At 60.8% G+C, this 15,907-nt stretch carries 13 protein-coding genes, 2 pseudogenes and 1 other annotated feature; of the genes and pseudogenes, 2 read left to right on the forward strand and 13 right to left on the reverse strand.

Going from position 1 to position 15,907, the window contains the following annotated elements; all coding sequences use genetic code 11:
- Window positions 1-6 precede the first annotated feature (6 nt).
- From A2G06_03070 to A2G06_03125, 12 genes and pseudogenes are all read right to left on the reverse strand, one after another.
- Window positions 7-966 (reverse strand): radical SAM protein, encoded by a 960-nt coding sequence (locus A2G06_03070; GenBank protein ID ANA39526.1) that lies wholly within the window; start codon window positions 964-966, stop codon window positions 7-9.
- A 3-nt stretch (window positions 967-969) separates the two neighbouring features.
- Window positions 970-1,611: a thiamine phosphate synthase gene (locus A2G06_03075; GenBank protein ID ANA39527.1), complete on the reverse strand. Its 642-nt coding sequence runs from the start codon at window positions 1,609-1,611 to the stop codon at window positions 970-972.
- Window positions 1,604-2,386 (reverse strand): thiazole synthase, encoded by a 783-nt coding sequence (locus tag A2G06_03080; protein ANA39528.1) that lies wholly within the window; start codon window positions 2,384-2,386, stop codon window positions 1,604-1,606. Before A2G06_03080 ends, A2G06_03075 begins: the two co-directional genes overlap by 8 nt.
- Window positions 2,387-2,456: 70 nt before the next feature.
- A complete protein-coding gene (locus A2G06_03085) occupies window positions 2,457-2,654 on the reverse strand; it encodes a thiamine biosynthesis protein ThiS (protein ID ANA39529.1) in 198 nt (65 codons plus the stop codon).
- A 73-nt stretch (window positions 2,655-2,727) separates the two neighbouring features.
- Window positions 2,728-2,875: a binding site (TPP riboswitch), on the reverse strand.
- A gap of 105 nt (window positions 2,876-2,980) precedes the next feature.
- Window positions 2,981-3,511, reverse strand: coding sequence for a menaquinol oxidoreductase (locus A2G06_03090; protein ID ANA39530.1), 531 nt, complete (start codon window positions 3,509-3,511; stop codon window positions 2,981-2,983).
- A gap of 34 nt (window positions 3,512-3,545) precedes the next feature.
- Entirely contained in the window at window positions 3,546-4,397 is an 852-nt protein-coding gene (locus A2G06_03095; GenBank protein ANA39531.1) for a HAMP domain-containing protein, read from the reverse strand.
- A 116-nt stretch (window positions 4,398-4,513) separates the two neighbouring features.
- Entirely contained in the window at window positions 4,514-5,503 is a 990-nt protein-coding gene (locus A2G06_03100; GenBank protein ANA39532.1) for a cytochrome C, read from the reverse strand.
- A gap of 187 nt (window positions 5,504-5,690) precedes the next feature.
- On the reverse strand, window positions 5,691-6,347 hold the full coding sequence (locus A2G06_03105; protein ANA39533.1) for a cytochrome b: 657 nt from the start codon (window positions 6,345-6,347) through the stop codon (window positions 5,691-5,693).
- Window positions 6,348-6,350: 3 nt separating this feature from the next.
- A pseudogene (locus A2G06_03110) lies at window positions 6,351-7,399 on the reverse strand (cytochrome C).
- A 90-nt stretch (window positions 7,400-7,489) separates the two neighbouring features.
- Window positions 7,490-7,723, reverse strand: coding sequence for a hypothetical protein (locus A2G06_03115; protein ANA39534.1), 234 nt, complete (start codon window positions 7,721-7,723; stop codon window positions 7,490-7,492).
- A 76-nt stretch (window positions 7,724-7,799) separates the two neighbouring features.
- On the reverse strand, window positions 7,800-8,192 hold the full coding sequence (locus A2G06_03120; GenBank protein ANA39535.1) for a hypothetical protein: 393 nt from the start codon (window positions 8,190-8,192) through the stop codon (window positions 7,800-7,802).
- Window positions 8,193-8,242: 50 nt separating this feature from the next.
- A pseudogene (locus A2G06_03125) lies at window positions 8,243-8,484 on the reverse strand (hypothetical protein).
- A gap of 518 nt (window positions 8,485-9,002) precedes the next feature.
- Here A2G06_03125 and A2G06_03130 point away from each other — a divergent pair.
- On the forward strand, window positions 9,003-10,415 hold the full coding sequence (locus tag A2G06_03130; protein ANA39536.1) for a Fis family transcriptional regulator: 1,413 nt from the start codon (window positions 9,003-9,005) through the stop codon (window positions 10,413-10,415).
- A 99-nt stretch (window positions 10,416-10,514) separates the two neighbouring features.
- Here the strand turns inward: A2G06_03130 and A2G06_03135 are convergent, their stop codons facing one another.
- Window positions 10,515-12,119, reverse strand: a complete 1,605-nt coding sequence (locus A2G06_03135) for a two-component sensor histidine kinase (protein ID ANA39537.1) — start codon at window positions 12,117-12,119, stop codon at window positions 10,515-10,517.
- A gap of 212 nt (window positions 12,120-12,331) precedes the next feature.
- On the opposite strand from A2G06_03135, the gene A2G06_03140 reads away from it, so the two are divergent.
- On the forward strand, window positions 12,332-15,871 hold the full coding sequence (locus A2G06_03140) for an alpha-amylase (protein ANA41580.1): 3,540 nt from the start codon (window positions 12,332-12,334) through the stop codon (window positions 15,869-15,871).
- Window positions 15,872-15,907: the final 36 nt, after the last annotated feature.

Consider the following 15,907-nt stretch of genomic DNA (forward strand, 5'->3'; position numbering starts at 1 on the left):
TGAGGTCTACAGGTTGCCGGCGCGGCACTGCTCCCGGTCGAGCCTGCACCCCTGCCAGGTGCCGCGCCGACGCAGCTCGTTCACGATCGCGTACCACATCTGGTTGTTCTTCAGGTTCCAGGTGGGCGCCACCCGGATGGCGAGGGGGGCCGAGCCGTAGAGGCGCTGGACGGCAATGCGGGGGGGGAGAAGCTCCAGGAAATCGCAGGCCGTGGTCACGTACTCGGCAAGGGTGATCGGTACGAATTCGCGCCTGAGGTAGAGTTCGGCCAGACGGGTCCCCTGTACCGCATGGAGCTGGTGAAGCTTAACCGAGTCCACCGGCAGCCCCGCAAGCAGGTGCGCCGTTTTCAGGAATCCTTCACGGGTTTCGCCGGGAAAGCCGTAAATGAGATGGGTGCAGAGGGCGATGCCCCGTCCCGCGATCCGATCAACGGTCCGGAGGTACTCGTCCAGGGTATGGCCCCGGTTGATCCGCTCCAGGATGGCGTCGTCCATGGACTGGAGCCCCAGTTCAATGCAGACGTAGTGCTCCCGCGCCAGATCGGCCAGCAGTTCAAGGGCTTCGTCCGCCAGGGCGTCGGGCCTGGTGCCCACCGAGATCCCCACCACGTCGGGATGGGAAAGGGCGCGGGTATAAAGGTCCCGCAAGCGGGCAACCGGCGCATAGGTGTTGGTGAATTTCTGGAAGTAGACGATGAACTTCTCGCTTCCCAGCCGTTGCCGGTGGTAGGCCATGCCCTCGGCCATTTGCAATTCGATCGACTTGTCGGGGACGGTGCCGCCTGGGGAAAAGGATGCGTTGTCGCAGTAGATGCAGCCGCCGGTGCCGCGGCTGCCGTCGCGATTGGGGCAGGTGAAGCCGCCGTCCACGTTCACCTTGCTCACATTGCAGCCGAAGCGGCGGCGCAGCCAGGTGCCGTAGGAGTGGAAACGAAGCTCGGGATGTATGAACAGGTCTGACATGACTTACTCGTCTCGGGTTCGGGGCGGCAGGAGCGCAAGGATCGCCCGGGCGCGTTCCCTGGGGTCCGGGGCGGCGATGATGGCAGAAATCAGGGCAATCCCTGCCGCGCCGGCAGCCAGCGCCTCGGGGATGTTCGCCTCCTTGATTCCTCCCAAGGCGAACACCGGAATGTGTATCTCCTGCGTCGTTGCAGCCAGGTGGCCAATGCCCACCGGCTCACCGTAGGCTGCTTTGGACGGGGTGGGGTAGACCGGCCCGAACGTGATGAAGTCTGCCCCCTGTGCCACGGCTGCTGCTGCCCCGTGGCGGCCGTGACACGAAACACCGATGAGTCGCCCGGAACCGAGCAGTTTCCGAGCCACGGCAGCCGGCATCCCCTCTTCGCCCAGGTGAACGCCGTCGGCCCCCGCGGCCAGGGCGATGTCGACCCGGTCGTTGATCAGGAGCCTGGCTCCGAAGCGGTCGGTGAGGCTGCGCATGGCCCGGGCGAGCTCAAGCAGCGCCCGGGCCGGCAGGTCCTTTTCCCTGAGTTGCACGCACCGCACGCCACCGGCCAGGGCCCCCTCGACCACGGCGAGCAGGTCCCTGCCACCTGTCTGGTGGCGGTCGGTGATCAGGTAGAGCGAAAAATCGACCTTAGCCAATCATCCCCTCGATGGGGCTCGATGCCGTGGCATAGAGTTTCTTGGGAATGCGTCCCGCCAGGTAGGCGAGCCGGCCGGCCCGCACCGCCATGTTCATTGCCTCTGCCATGGCGATGGGATCCCTGGCGCCGGCGATGCCGGTGTTCATGAGAACTCCGTCGATGCCCAGCTCCATGGCGATGGCTGCGTCGGAGGCGGTGCCGACGCCGGCATCGACGATGACCGGCACCTTGACCGCTTCCTTGATGATCAGGATGTTGTACGGGTTCCGGATGCCCAGGCCGCTGCCGATGGGGGCGCCCAGCGGCATGACCGCGGCACAGCCGATATCTTCGAGCTTTTTGCAGACAATGGGATCGTCGCTGGTGTAGGGAAGGACGGTAAACCCTTCCTTCACCAGAATTTTTGCTGCCTTGAGCAACTCTTCATTATCGGGGAAGAGGGTCTTCTCGTCGCCGAGCACCTCCAGCTTCACCAGATCGCTCATCCCGGCCTCCCGGGCCAGCCGGCAGGTCCTGACCGCGTCATCGGCCGTGTAGCAGCCGGCGGTGTTGGGCAGGAGCGTGTATTTTTTCGGGTCGATGAAGTCGAGCAGGCACCCTTTGCCCCGGTCGGCCAGGTTCACCCGGCGTACCGCCACCGTGATGATCTCTGCCCCTGAGACCTCCAGGGACTTGATCATCTGCTCGTTGCTGGCGTACTTGCCGGTGCCGACCATGAGGCGGGAGGAAAACTCGCGGCCGGCGATGACCAGTTTATCGGCTGCATTGGACATGGTGTAATCTCCTTGAAGTGTTTGGATCGCGACGCATTGTCGGGAACGGGCCGGACCGATGCGGCCGGCCTTACCCACCACCTACGAAGTGGACGATTTCCAGCGTGTCGCCCTCTTTGAGGGCAGTGCCCTGGTACTCCGCCTTGGGCAGGATGTCCGTGTTCAACTCCACCGCGACCCTGCGCGGGTCGATGTCGATGGAGTGGAGAAAGTCATGGACGTTCATGGGTGCGATGCTCTTGGCTTCGCCGTTGACGGTTATGTTCATGGGGCCTCCTGTGGGGACGGGGTGAGGTTGTGTAAACAAAAAAGGCCGCAGAAGCGGCCCATGGGTTGTGGTGATCCATGTTCTATCGCTTCCCTACGCCGGTATTACCCGGATCAGGTTCGAAGGGTCGCCCTGCCGTTTCGTGCCGTTCCCGGTTATCCGGGCGCGGTCCGAACGGCATCACAGACGGGCTCTCAGCCGAAACTCCCCTAGCGGTTCGATGGTATGTGATTGTCGAAACAGCCTAACGCACAGACAAAGCTAGCAATTCTCCTCTTTTTCGTCAAGCCTTTTCCCGTTTCGGCAGCCCGGCGCTGCACCGGCGGCTACTCTCTGCGGTTCCGGTCGATGGCATCGATGATCTCCTGGTCCTTTCGGATCGCTTCGGAGCAGAAGTTCCAGATGTGATAGCTCTCAAGCCCCAGAATGGTGATTCCTGCGACGAAAACGGCCCAGTAGTTCTCACCCAGGGATTTGGCGAAATAGTAGAACAGATAGAAGGCGGTCAGGTAGCCCACATGGGCGAACCCGCTGTATTGCTCGGATCCTCCCATCATCCGTGCCAGAATCAGGATGATGGCGGAAAAGGTATAGAGCACGAGCACTCCGCTGATCATGGTCGCTGAAGGCGGTTTCCCCAGAAAGGCCCGGACCGGGTCCGACATGGGAGGCAGAAAGCTGAAGTCCCAGAGGGCGGCGGTGCTCACTGCCAGGAACAGGGCCATGGCCCACAGCCCGCGGCTTGCCGTGACGCGGTAGCGGCGGATGCGCTCGGCCGCTTCCTGCCTCACCAGGTCGCGGTCGGGCGGTGAGATGGGGGTGTCGTGTGAAGGAGAACGTTCAGTGGTTCGCTTCATGGGTGCCGTTTCGATGGTTGACCTGACAGCGGAGTCAGGAGCGGTCCCGTTGGTTGCCGGCCGGTTCGTCTGGGGTGGCCTGGTCCGGTGACTCCCGCCGCTCCTTCAACTGGTGGGCCAGCTCCTGGTAGGCACGGGCCAGTTCTCCCACTTCATCGCGGTAGGCGGGTGCCTTGCGGCTCAGGTCTCCCCTCTTGACGGCGGTAACGTAATCGGCCAGTTCGCGGACCGGCAGCAGTACGTTCCGGCGCAGCAGGGCCGAGACTCCTCCCACGGTCAGGAGCAGCACCATCAGGCAGAAGACGACCATCCTTCCCTGCATGACGTTGAGGGTCTTCTGGAGCGGGGCTTCGGACAGGCCGATGTCGAGGGTGCCGAGCACCTTCTGGTTCGGGCTGTGGACGTGGCACGAGGCATTGAAGCATTCGGGCTCATTGTACACGGGAACGGTTATGGCAATGACGTGCCGCCCCTTTTCATTGATGAAGCGTCGGGCCTGGTCCATGCGCCCCATGCTGGTGAGGGGGACCGGGCCGGAGTGGCAGGCCACGCATCCCGCCTCTTTCTTGTCCAGGAGTTTTCCGATGTCCTCGGTGTGGGCCGAAAACATGATAACCCCTTTCTTGTTGAAGATGCGGGCGTGCTCGACCCCTTTCTGCTGCCCCACGTTGTCGATGATGTTGCGCAGGGTTTCCCGGTCATCCTTGAGCATGGCATAGCGTGCCGACTTGACGATGGTATCCGCCAGATTGGTTTCATGCTGAATGGCGTCGTTCAGCATGTCGGTCTTGATGACCGAGTAGAGGAGGATGCAGCAGACGATGACGAACCCTGTCACGGCGATTGCCGGCGGGACAATGGCTTTTGCGGCGAAACTCCGGGGCATGGGATCTCCTTTAAAAAGAAGTTTTCATGGTGAAGGTTAACCTCAATTATACAAAATGCAAGGGCGGGGTTGATGCCCCCGCCCTTTTCAGTACTGCCTGGAGTGATGTCAGGTGGTTACATGTTGTGGCATTTGACGCAGTCCTCCCGGACGCTGAATGCGGTCTTGCCGTTGTGGCAGGCGCCGCACGATTTGCCCTTCTCCATTTCGTGCATCGTCACGACCTTCGTGCTCCGGCCCGTCTTGTAGAGCTTGGTGTGGCAGTCGGAGCACGTGTACATGGAGAGGTGCAGGGCATGGCTGAAGGTGGCCGGACCGGCTCCCTTGACCTTGTAGTTCACGTCCTTCACCGGGTGACACTTGGCGCACTGCTTCACGTCGAAGACCGTTTTGCCGTTGTGGCAGGCACCGCATGATTTGCCTTTCTCCATGGCGGCCATGCCAACCGGCTTGTTCCTTCCCGGTACGTAGAGCTTGTTGTGGCACTGGTCGCACTTCATCTTGCCGGCGTGCAGCTTGTGGCTGAAAATGATCTTGCCCGTGCCGGGCGAAGAGAGGGTGACCTCCTTCACCATGTGGCAGGTGGCGCATTCGTTGAGTCCGAAGGCAGTCTTGCCGTTATGGCAGGCGCCGCACGACTTGCCCTTTTCCATGTCGGCCATGGTTGCGCGCCTGTTGGGGCCGGCGTTGAAGAGCTTGGGGTGGCAGGCGTTGCAGTTGTCATAGACGGCCAGGTGCTTCTGGTGGCTGAAGGGGGTCGGCCCCGTGGCCTTGACCTGATACGTGATCTCCTTCACCGCGTGACAGCGGGCGCATTCCTTCAGGGGGAACACCCCCTCCTTGCCATTGTGGCAGGCGCCGCACGATTTGCCTTTTTCCATGTCGGCCATGGTGTAGGCGACCTTCTTCCTGAGGCTGAAGATTCCGTCGTGACACGCCTTGCAGTTGTTTTCAATCCCCTTCTTGCCAATGTGAGCCTTGTGGCTGAAGACTACCCGGCCGGCGTCCTTCGTCTGGAACACCGCATCTTTAATGGTGATGCCGTAGGCGAAACCGGCAAGTGAGATGATACATACCGCGAGAAGAGGTAAACAGCGGAATCTCATGGTAGCCTCCTGTGGCAAGTGGATGCTTGTATGCTGTATGCACAAAGCAGATGGATTATAAGTAACAGGTATAAATTAGTCAATTTTAAATACTGTTCTGGTCTGGCGGATAGTGGATTTCCGGCGATTTCCACAAAAAAGGCGAAACGGATCGGACCGTTTCGCCTGTGGCTCTGCCGGGGGGTGTTCAGTGATGCTCAACCTCTTCCCAGCCATCCCACATGGGTTTGAAGTGGGCAAGGGGGGTGTGCCCCATGGTGGCCAGGTAGACGTGGACGAAGAGGAAGGCGAAGAAGCAGCACGCGATCAGGAAGTGGGCGCTCACGAGGATTTTGAGCCCTCCCATGAGCAGGATCAGTTCGCGCAGGGGCGCCACGTTCAGGATCAGGATGCCGGTCATGATCACCAGGGGCATCAGGGCGAGCATGAGTCCCATGTAGGCCACCTTCTGCATGGGGTTGAACTTGTCGTCAGGGGTGGCATGGTGGGGGCTCTGCCCTCCTTTGAAGAAGTAGTAGAAGTAGTAGAGCACCTGCCGGAAGATTCCCATTTTGATGTCATAGGTGTTCGGCACATAGAGCTTGAACAGGTTGCCCTTGACGATCAGGTAGTAGGCAAGCCAGACGGCATAGAAGATCGATACCGTGATCCCTGCCGTGTTGTGGAGCCTGATGGCTGCCTTGTAGGTCCCGAAGATGTTCACATATTCGGGGAAACGGATCTGGATGCCGGTCAGGCAGAGGGTCACGATCCCGAGAGCGTTGATCCAGTGCCAGATCCTGACCGGCATCGGGGTGAGGTAGATGAATTCCTTATGTTCGGCATGCTCGTTATGGGCGCTCATGGCTCAGTGCTCCTTTCTGTTTTTCCGGGTCAGGAATCTGAAGGTCCCGTGAATTCCCGCGAACGCGATGCCGCCGCTCACTATCAGGCCGCCGATGATGGACAGTGCCGTGCTGCGGGTGGAGCCCATCATGTAGAAGTCGGGGGTCCCGTAGAGAAGGTCAAGGACTGCGCCTTTTTCAACCGCGACGCGACTGTAGGTGCCGTTTTTGTCGGGAAATGCGACGAAGCTCGTCTGCATGGCCCGGGGACCCGATGCGTGGCAGAAGGTGCAGTCCCAGCGGTTATCCAGAATCTGATAGGTGTGGGTTATCTTTTCAGGGGTCATCATCCCCCAGAGCCTCATGCCGTCATGCCGGGCGTTTTTGTTGAACGAGCGCAGCTCGGCCAGGGAAATATAGTTGTCGCCATTGGTGTCGATGATCGCCTTCACGTCCCGGTCGCCCGGAAGGGCGCGGGAGAGGTCGTCGTAGGTCGCCGTTTTGAAGTCGCTCTGGGGTTTTTCCCCGGCCCGCTTCTGGATGTACATGGTGATCACGTAATTCTCGGAGCCGGTATGGCAGGTGATGCACGGCAGCGCATCGATATGCAGGTCCGCCTGGGGAAGCCACTTGCTGTGAACCTCGACCATCTTTGCCGTCTCATGGCACTTGGCGCACTTGGCGTTCATGTCACGGCCGGAGGTCAGGGCGGGCGGCTTCACTGCGTGGGGATCATGGCAGTCGGCGCAGCCGGCATTGTTGGCGTGGAGGCTCGCACCGTATTCTTTGGCGATCGGCGAATGGCATTCGCGGCATGCAGCCCGCGAGGGACGGATTCCATCGTCGGGATGGCTCGCTGTGACGCTGTCGTGGCATGAGGTGCAGCCGATGATGGCGTGGGTGGTGCGGCTGTATTTGGCGGCATCGATGTAGAGGTGGGAGCCGCTCTTCCCGATTTCCTTGTCGCTGTGGCAGCCGAGGCAGACATCGGCCGCCTTGTCCCCGGCCAGGCCGCGGCGGGGAGTATCGCGAGGAGCGACAGCACAATTGCCGTCTTCCGTAGGGTGCGCATCGTGTGCCTCCTTGAGGTGATGTCGGGGCCGGCTCCCTGGGGGCCGGCCGGGCTCCGTGGCGCGCGGGGCGTCGCTCCCGCGCCGGCTGACTAGTGGTGCGCCTCTTCCTTGGCCATGGCCGGCTCTTTCCGGAGTCCCTTGGCAAAGCCGAGCATCATGAGGACGGCGGGCAGCAACTGTGCCACGATGATGAGAGCGCAGAATCCGAGGAATATCCATACGAAGACGCCGCTGTTGTCTTCCCGTGCTCCCGAGGCTGCCAGCGCCGGTACGACGCTGCCGAGCCAAAGTGCCGCTGCCTGTGTGATCGTTGTGGGTTTCATGGCTGTTTCCTCCTCCGTCGAGTTGTATGACTCCTGCTATTGATGATTGAGTTGCTTTGCTCGATGAGCCGGACTGTTACCGCGCCGGCCGGCAACTGAGCAGACTGTCGAACGCGCAGCGCACGGCTTGGCGTATTTCTTCCTTGTCCTCCGGCTTGCTGGGCTTCAGGGCGTGGTAGAAAATCCCTTCCTTCCGGAGCTTTCTCATGGTCGGCAAAGACGCCTCATCGGATACCAGAATGATCGTCAGGTCACGGTTGCACTTTTTGAGCAGAGGAACCAACTCGCCGGCCTTGAACTCATCGAACTCGCTCCCCATCAGCACAACCTGGGCCGCCTTCTTGAGGATTCCATAGATCGCGTTGGCCGCCGAGGTGGTCACGATGACGTTGTATCCCGCCTCGATGAAGAGATCAGCCATCTGCTTGCGAGCTTCCGTATCATTGTCCGCTATGAGAAGTCCTAACATGGTCGTCCCTCTCTCTGTCGGCTTCGCTGTGGCAGCTCGTTCCGCGCCGCTTACGCCGTTTCGTTGCCCGATGCCCCGGTGGTGATGTCTTTTGCCGGCCTGATGAACAGCCCCTTGATCATCGCTCCGAAGAGCATGAGCCCCGGCAGGAGCTGGAGCACAATGATCAGGCGCCGAATGCGAGAAACGAGGTTACCAGCAGGCCGTTCCCCTCTGATTCCGCTCCGCTGGCCGCCCATGCCGTGCCTGCCGTTGCCAGTGTCATCATCAATGCTTTCGCGGTCGTTTTCATATCAATCCTCCCTGATCCGGAGATGTGAGCCCTTTGATGTCAGGTAGTGCACTCGTCATGCCATGATGAGATTTTTTTATTAAAACTCTCTACTTTGTTGAAATGACAGAATTATTTTGCCGGGCTCAGCGGTGCGTGTTCCACTGGGCCTGCAGGGGCTGTATGGCTACTCTATACACGGAAGCCAATGGCGTCTGGCTTGCGGAGAGACCTTGCGCTGTGCAACTGATTGAAGTTGCGTTGGTTATTGGGTTTGAGGGTGGTGTATAAAAAAATATACAGTTGTTTTTAGCTGTAACATGCTGAAAATGCGAACTTTTGGTAAAAGGTGTATGCAACTCTTTCTGCCCAGGCGTTGTCAATGGGTTTGACTTCCCCACATGATTGAGGTAATTTAAAAACAGCTAATATTTGTCTATATTTGTCAGGGGGTTAATCTGTCTGGAACCATAGAGTCCATGTCGCTGCTCTCATGAAAACATAGCGCGGGGACGGCAACGGAAAGGGGATGGTGGCGGATGGAAAACATTGATGTACTTGTAGTTGACGATGAAGCGGTCATCCGGGAGGGACTGCGGAGGATCCTCGAAAAGGAGGGCTACCATGTGGAGACCTCCGCCAGCGGACAGATTGCCCTGGAGAGGCTGCAGGATGAGAACTACGGCCTGGTTATCACTGACCTCAAAATGCCCGGAATGAGCGGCATGGAGGTTCTCAAGGCAATCAAGATCCTGCAACCCGAGGTTCCCGTCATCATCATTACCGGATTCTCCACTGTGGACACCGCAGTCGAGGCCATGAAAAACGGCGCCTTCGACTATATCGCGAAGCCCTTTACCCCGGACCAGATCACGGAGAAAGTGAGGAAAGCCCTTGAGCAGCGAGCCGTACTGCTCGAGAATATCTTTCTGAAAAAGGAGCTGGGCGAGCACCACGGCTTCGACACCTTCGTGGGGGAGAGCAAGGAGATGCAAAAGGTTTACCGCCGCATCATCCAGGTTGCTCCCACCGACAGCACCGTTCTCATTACCGGCGAAAGCGGCACCGGCAAAGAACTGGTGGCCCGGGCCGTCCACAATAACAGCCACCGACGCGACAACCCCTTTGTGGCCGTGGACTGTACCTCCCTTGCCGAGAATCTCCTGGAAAGCGAGCTGTTCGGCCACGTCAAGGGGTCGTTCACCGGAGCCATCCAGACCAAGACCGGCCTGTTCAAGGTGGCCGACGGCGGCACGCTCTTTCTGGACGAAATCTCCAACATCAGTCTCACCACCCAGGCAAAGCTGCTGCGGGTGCTGCAGGAGCGGGAGATAACCCCCATCGGCAGCACCCAGCCGATCCCCATCGACATACGTCTCGTGGCAGCCACCAACAAAAACCTGCGCACTCTCGTCTCCCAGGGAACTTTTAGGGAGGACCTCTTCTTCCGGCTCAACATCATTCCCCTTGATCTGCCGCCCCTGCGGGAGCGCACGGGAGATCTCCATCTTCTTATCGGGCATTTCCTCTCCACGTTTTCCGAGGAGATGGGGCGGGATATCCGCGGGCTCGCCCCCGATGCCCTAGCCCTTCTGGAAGACTATGCCTTTCCCGGTAACGTACGTGAGCTTGAAAACATCATTGAACGGGCCGTTGTCCTTGCAGAGGGGGACTTGATTCAGAAGGAGGACCTTGAGCTTCGCGTCGCTACGGACGCCCAGGCCGGGGGGGGCGGCTATGTGCCCCAGAACGTGGAAGAGCTCAAGGAAACAAAGCGCCAGATTCGGGAGCGGGCCGTGGAGCCCATAGAGAAGGCCTTCGTGCTTCAGGCGCTCAAGCGCAACAACTGGAACATTACCCGGGCCGCCGAGGAGACGGGGATGCTGCGGCCCAACTTCCAGGCATTGCTCAAGAAACTCCGGATTTCGGTCCGTAACCAGATGCCCAACTGAACGTACCGGCCACACAGTCTCACATACAAAAAGGGGCGCTCTATCGAGTGCCCCCTTTTGTATGTGGTCGTTTTGCTGTCTGCACCGCTCGCTGCCGGGTCAGGCGTTTCCCTGCCGCGGGCCGGCTGCCGCCTCAAGGGGGGCCTCGTGAACAAGCGGGAGGCGTATGGTGAAGGTGGTCCCCATTCCTACTCTGCTCTGCACGTCGATCCTGCCGCCATGCCCCTCGATGATTCCGTAGGAAACCGAGAGGCCCAGCCCCGTCCCCTTGTTTTCCTTGGTGGTAAAGAAGGGGTCGAATATCTTGCTGATTATTTCATCGGGAATCCCGCAGCCCGTGTCGGCAATTTCCACGCTGACCTCCTCATTCACATGATCGAGCCCTGTCCTGATGTGCACCTCTCCTGAACCGGCAATGGCGTGGCAGGCGTTCAGCAGGAGGTTGATGAACACCTGCTCTATCTGGTGGGGGTCAAGGAGCATTTCAGGTATGTCCGGGTTGTACTCCTTGACCACGGTGATGTCGTGGAAGCATGACTGATGGACCACCAGGGTCAGGGTGGCGTCCATGATGGCGTTGACGGACGACGGTCTTTTCTGCGGAATCGACTCCCGCGAGAAATCAAGCAGGCCCTTGACGATCTTGGCGCAGCGCTGGGTCTCCTTGACGATCAGGTCCAGGTCGGCCTTGAGTGACGGGTCGAGCTTTTTGTCGCTGGCCATGAGTGACGCAAAGACCAGAATGCCGGTCAGGGGGTTGTTGATTTCGTGGGCAATGCCGGCCACCAGCTCTCCCAGTGAGGCAAGCTTTTCGGAATGGACGAGCTGGGCCTGAATTCTCTTGAGCTCCTGGGTCCGCTCCTCGACCTTTACCTCCAGGTTTTTGCCCCAGTCTTCGAGCTCGCCATGGACCTTCTTGAGGTTCACGGTCATGGAGTTGAAGGCCGAGGCCAGTTCACCCAGCTCATCATGGGACGACAGCGTCACCCGCGTGTCCATATCCCCCTCGCCGACCTGCTGGGTAAGCCTGACCAGTTGTCGCACCGGCCGATTGACGAGACGCTGGGTGAAAAAAGTGAGGCAGAGGGCGATGAGCGTGATCTGCAGCACCGTCAGAACGATGATTTCGTTGCGGTAGGCATAGACCTTCTGGTGCATGGGGTCGAGGGAGACGATGACGTCGAGAACCCCCAGGACTTTCGCCTCCTTCGGGTGGTAGTGGCAGGGGGCGGTAAAGCAGCGCTCGTCGTTGTAGATGGCCTTTGCCAGGCCGAGAACCTGTTTACCTTCCCTGTCGGTGAAGAGGCGGCTGCGGTTCATGGTGGTGGCATGGACCAGGGGCGAGGGGCCCGAATGGCACATGTTGCACGCCTCGGCCTTTTTGTCCAGGAAGTAGCCGATTTCCCTCTGATCCGTGGAGTGGGTCACCTGGCCGAATTTGTTGATCATTCTGATCCGCTGGGTGATCCCCTTCTGGCTCCCGACCTCGTTGATGATCTGGTAGGCGCGCTCGCGGTTGTCTTCGAGCATGTGGTAGTGGGTGGTGCGAATGATCGTTTCGCTGAGCTTGTCGGCATCGGAAACCGCCTCTTCGAAGAGGAGTTTTTCCAACTGCTCCACGTTGATGTAGGCAAAGAGCCCCATAGTTACGAGGAGCACGAAGCTGGTGGCAATCGTTAATTTGGCGAGCAGGCTCAGGCGCACGGCAGCGGTTCCCGATTACGTGACGGAGTTGCTGTTATGTGGCTGTGGATATCGTGGTAACAAAAGATTAATGTGCGCAGCATTAATAGTCAAGCTGCTTGTGACCACAGATTCGGAGTCTCCGGAGGTGACACCGGCGGGAATAGGATGTATGATGTGAAATGCTTGACCTGAGCGGCAGGAAGAGCAACAAGGTGCTTCACGAGGTGGTAATGACCGGACCGAAACGTAGAGAATCCTATTTTCCCTTTGAACTGCACATGTCCGGCCGGGCGTGGCAACGCCTCGACCTGGAAACGGCAGCCAGGGGCCTTCCGCTGTCAGGGGGGCGCATTCTTTTCCTGCGCCGGATTGCCGAGCGACTTGATACCGTTCCCGAGGTGGCGGGGCGCCAGGTCTCAGCCGGAGCCCTTAACCTCTATACGCTTCTGCTCCGGGCCTTGCGCGGCATGGTCGACCTCTACGAAGAAAAGGGGCTGCCGGGAGCGCTCCTGTCGTCACTGGGAGCGGCCGGGGCCGTCTGCGGTGAAGACGCTGTCGCGGCGGTTGAGCGGAGTTTCGTGGAGCTTTTCCCTCCTGCCGCGGTACTTCTTGACGGAGAGAGCCCCGATCGCTTTCTGGGCGGTGCCGCATACCGTGAGCAGCGGCGCCGTCATGTGGCGACCGAGCTCCTGCTCCTGCGGGTGGCGTCGGAAAACCGGGCGATCGATACCTTCCGCCACCTGTTTGACGACGGCGAGCTGGCAGCCGTTTCTCCCTACCGACGCGTGATGGAGTCGGTCGAGGGCACGCTCGGAACGCTCCCGCCCGTACCGGGACTCGGCCTGGCCCTTCCCGAACTGCTGCGTGCCCCCCTCAAGGCCGCGCCCGACTCCCTGGCGGGGCAACTGTCATTTATCCGGGAGCAATGGGGGGTCTTTCTGCCGACCGAGCTCGTGGAGGAGTTGGCCATCGCCTTTGGCATCCTTGAGGAGGAAACCCGCGCACGCTGGGGAGGCGCCGGGCCTCCACAGGTTCTCAGATTCGGACCCGGGGCCGGGTTCGCCGGTCCTGACGACCACTATCCGGAGCCCGAGCGGTTCTCCCCCGACGTGGACTGGATGCCGAACGTGGTCCTCATGGCAAAGATGGTCTACGTGTGGCTCGGGCAGTTGTCCCGTTGGTACGACCGCGAGATCACCCGCCTGGACCAGATTCCCGATGCGGAACTCGACAAGCTGGCCCGCTGGGGCATTACGGGACTCTGGCTCATCGGCATATGGGAGCGCTCCAGCGCCTCGCGCGCCATCAAGCACCGCTCCGGCAACGTCGATGCCATCGCGTCTGCGTACTCTCTGTTCGATTACCGGATCGCCGACGACCTGGGCGGATGGGACGCGCTCCACGACCTGAAGGAACGGGCGCTACGCCGCGGCATCCGCCTTGCCAGCGACATGGTCCCCAACCACACCGGCATCTACTCCAAGTGGATCGTGGAGCACCCCGACTGGTTCATCCAGCTCGACTACCCGCCATATCCCACGTACCGCTTTACCGGCCCCGATCTCTCCGGCTCGCCCGAGGTGAGCGTTCACATCGAGGACGGTTACTGGGACCGCACCGACGCCGCCGTCGTCTTCAAGCTGTACGACCATCGGGACGGGGCCACCCGCTACATGTACCACGGCAACGACGGCACGAGCACCCCCTGGAACGACACGGCCCAACTGGACTACCTCAAGCCGGAAGTGCGCGAGGCGGTGATCCGGACCATTCTCCATGTGGCCCACAACTTCCCCATTATCCGGTTCGACGCGGCCATGACCCTGGCCAAGCGCCACTACCAGCGCCTCTGGTTTCCCCAGCCGGGTCACAGCGGAGTCCCCTCCCGGGCCGAGCACGGCATGACCAGGGCCGCTTTTGATGCCGCCATGCCCGAGGAGTTCTGGCGTCAGGTGGTGGACCGGGTTGCCGCCGAAGCGCCCGATACCCTGCTGCTGGCCGAGGCCTTCTGGCTGATGGAGGGATACTTCGTCCGGACCCTCGGCATGCATCGGGTGTACAACAGCGCCTTCATGAACATGCTCAAGATGGAGGAGAACGCCAAGTACCGCCAGACCATCAAGAATGTGCTGGCCTATGATCACCGCATTCTCCAACGGTTCGTGAACTTCATGAACAACCCCGACGAGCGGACCGCCGTAGAGCAGTTCGGCAAGGAGGGAAAGTACTTCGGTGCCGCGGTGCTGCTGGTCACCATGCCGGGGCTTCCCATGCTCGGCCACGGACAGGTCGAAGGATTCCACGAGAAGTACGGCATGGAGTACCGGCGCGCCTACTGGGACGAACCGGTGGACGAGCATTTGGTGTCCGGCCACGAGCGGTGGATCTTCCCGCTCATGCGCCGCCGCCCCCTTTTCTCCGGGTCGGGCAACTTCGTGCTCTATGACTTTTTCGTGAACGGAGCGGTAAACGAGGATGTGTTCGCCTACTCCAACCGCCGGGGAGACGATCGGGCGCTCGTTGTCTTCCATAACCGGTTTGCCGCCACTTCCGGCTGGATCAGGAGTTCATGCGCCAAGGTCGCCAACCCCGAAACGGGCGACACGACCTCCGTCCAGACCGACCTGGGGACTGTCCTCGGCTTGAACGGCGATGGTCGGCACTACTACGCGTTCCGCGACCACGCGACAGGGCTCGAGTACCTGAGAAACGGTCGCGAGCTTTGCAGGGAGGGGCTGTTCGTTTCCCTGGAGCCGTACGAGTTCCACGTGTTCCTCGATTTCAGGGAGATCCGTGATGACGATTTCGGAACCTGGGGCCACCTCTGCCATCGGCTGGGCGGGGGGGGGGTGCCGAGCATCGACGAGGAGGTCAAGCTTGTCCGCCATGGGACGCTTGTGGCGCGTTTCACCGACCTCTGGGACGAGCCGGCGGTGCTTGACGTTCTCGCCTCCGCCGGCAGGGTGACCGCGGCGCGCCGGAAGGCGACGGCTGCGTTCCGTGAGAAGCTCATGGCGTTCCTGACGGAGCTTGCCCGGGAGACAGGGGCGGCCGGCGAGATGGGGGACGTGGCTGACACGATCATGGCCCGGCTGGCCTTGGGAGTGAAGCCGGCCGCAGCCAGGCTAGAAGAAGCGGACGAGCATGACCCCGGCACCTGTGCCGCCCCCGGGGACGCTCTGCTGGGCCGGCTGATCCGCGGGAGCCTCGCGGTTGTCGGCGAAGCGGGACGACTCGCCGGCGCTGACGGCTACCGCGCCCGTTCCGCCGAATGGTTTGCGACCCTGGGGCTGCGGCGAGCCCTGGCCGACATCTTCCGCCCGGCATGCGGCACCGGCGACGATGAGGCGCTGTGCGCGGATCGGGCGGTCCTCCTGGTCGAAGTGCTCCTGGGACTGGAGCGCCTCGATACCGCAGAGGCCCTGCGCCGCTGTCTGGCGAGACTTTTTACCGACCGAGCGGCAGCCCGTTTTCTTGGCGTCCATCGAAGCGGAGGCGTCGACTGGTTCGTGCAGGAGCCGTTCGAGACGCTGGTGGGCTGGATCCTGTTCCTCGCAGACCGGGATGCCGCCGTTGCGAAGCAAAGGGGCGAGCGGGCCGGCACCACAAGGATGATTGCCCACGAAGCGGTGCGCCTGGAGGCGATGGCGCGTACGGCCGGCTATCGGGTCGATCTTATGCTTGCTGCCCTGCTGGAAACGCCGGAGCGGAAACATACCCACTCCGGCAAGAAACCCGCTTCGGTGCGCGCAACTCGTTGCAAACGGTGACGCGATAGCGTGTTTCCGTGAGTGGAAACGGAGTTA

The organism is Geobacter anodireducens (assembly GCA_001628815.1).
GTDB classification, from domain to species: domain Bacteria; phylum Desulfobacterota; class Desulfuromonadia; order Geobacterales; family Geobacteraceae; genus Geobacter; species Geobacter anodireducens.

Bases quoted from the DNA above. Each gene is read 5' to 3' on its own strand.
- A2G06_03070 (ANA39526.1), bottom strand. From the start codon at position 966: ATGTCAGACCTGTTCATACATCCCGAGCTTCGTTTCCACTCCTACGGC.
- A2G06_03080 (ANA39528.1), bottom strand. From the start codon at position 2,386: ATGTCCAATGCAGCCGATAAACTGGTCATCGCCGGCCGCGAGTTTTCC.
- A2G06_03085 (ANA39529.1), bottom strand. From the start codon at position 2,654: ATGAACATAACCGTCAACGGCGAAGCCAAGAGCATCGCACCCATGAAC.
- A2G06_03090 (ANA39530.1), bottom strand. From the start codon at position 3,511: ATGAAGCGAACCACTGAACGTTCTCCTTCACACGACACCCCCATCTCA.
- A2G06_03095 (ANA39531.1), bottom strand. From the start codon at position 4,397: ATGCCCCGGAGTTTCGCCGCAAAAGCCATTGTCCCGCCGGCAATCGCC.
- A2G06_03100 (ANA39532.1), bottom strand. From the start codon at position 5,503: ATGAGATTCCGCTGTTTACCTCTTCTCGCGGTATGTATCATCTCACTT.
- A2G06_03105 (ANA39533.1), bottom strand. From the start codon at position 6,347: ATGAGCGCCCATAACGAGCATGCCGAACATAAGGAATTCATCTACCTC.
- A2G06_03115 (ANA39534.1), bottom strand. From the start codon at position 7,723: ATGAAACCCACAACGATCACACAGGCAGCGGCACTTTGGCTCGGCAGC.
- A2G06_03120 (ANA39535.1), bottom strand. From the start codon at position 8,192: ATGTTAGGACTTCTCATAGCGGACAATGATACGGAAGCTCGCAAGCAG.
- A2G06_03130 (ANA39536.1), top strand. From the start codon at position 9,003: ATGGAAAACATTGATGTACTTGTAGTTGACGATGAAGCGGTCATCCGG.
- A2G06_03140 (ANA41580.1), top strand. From the start codon at position 12,332: ATGACCGGACCGAAACGTAGAGAATCCTATTTTCCCTTTGAACTGCAC.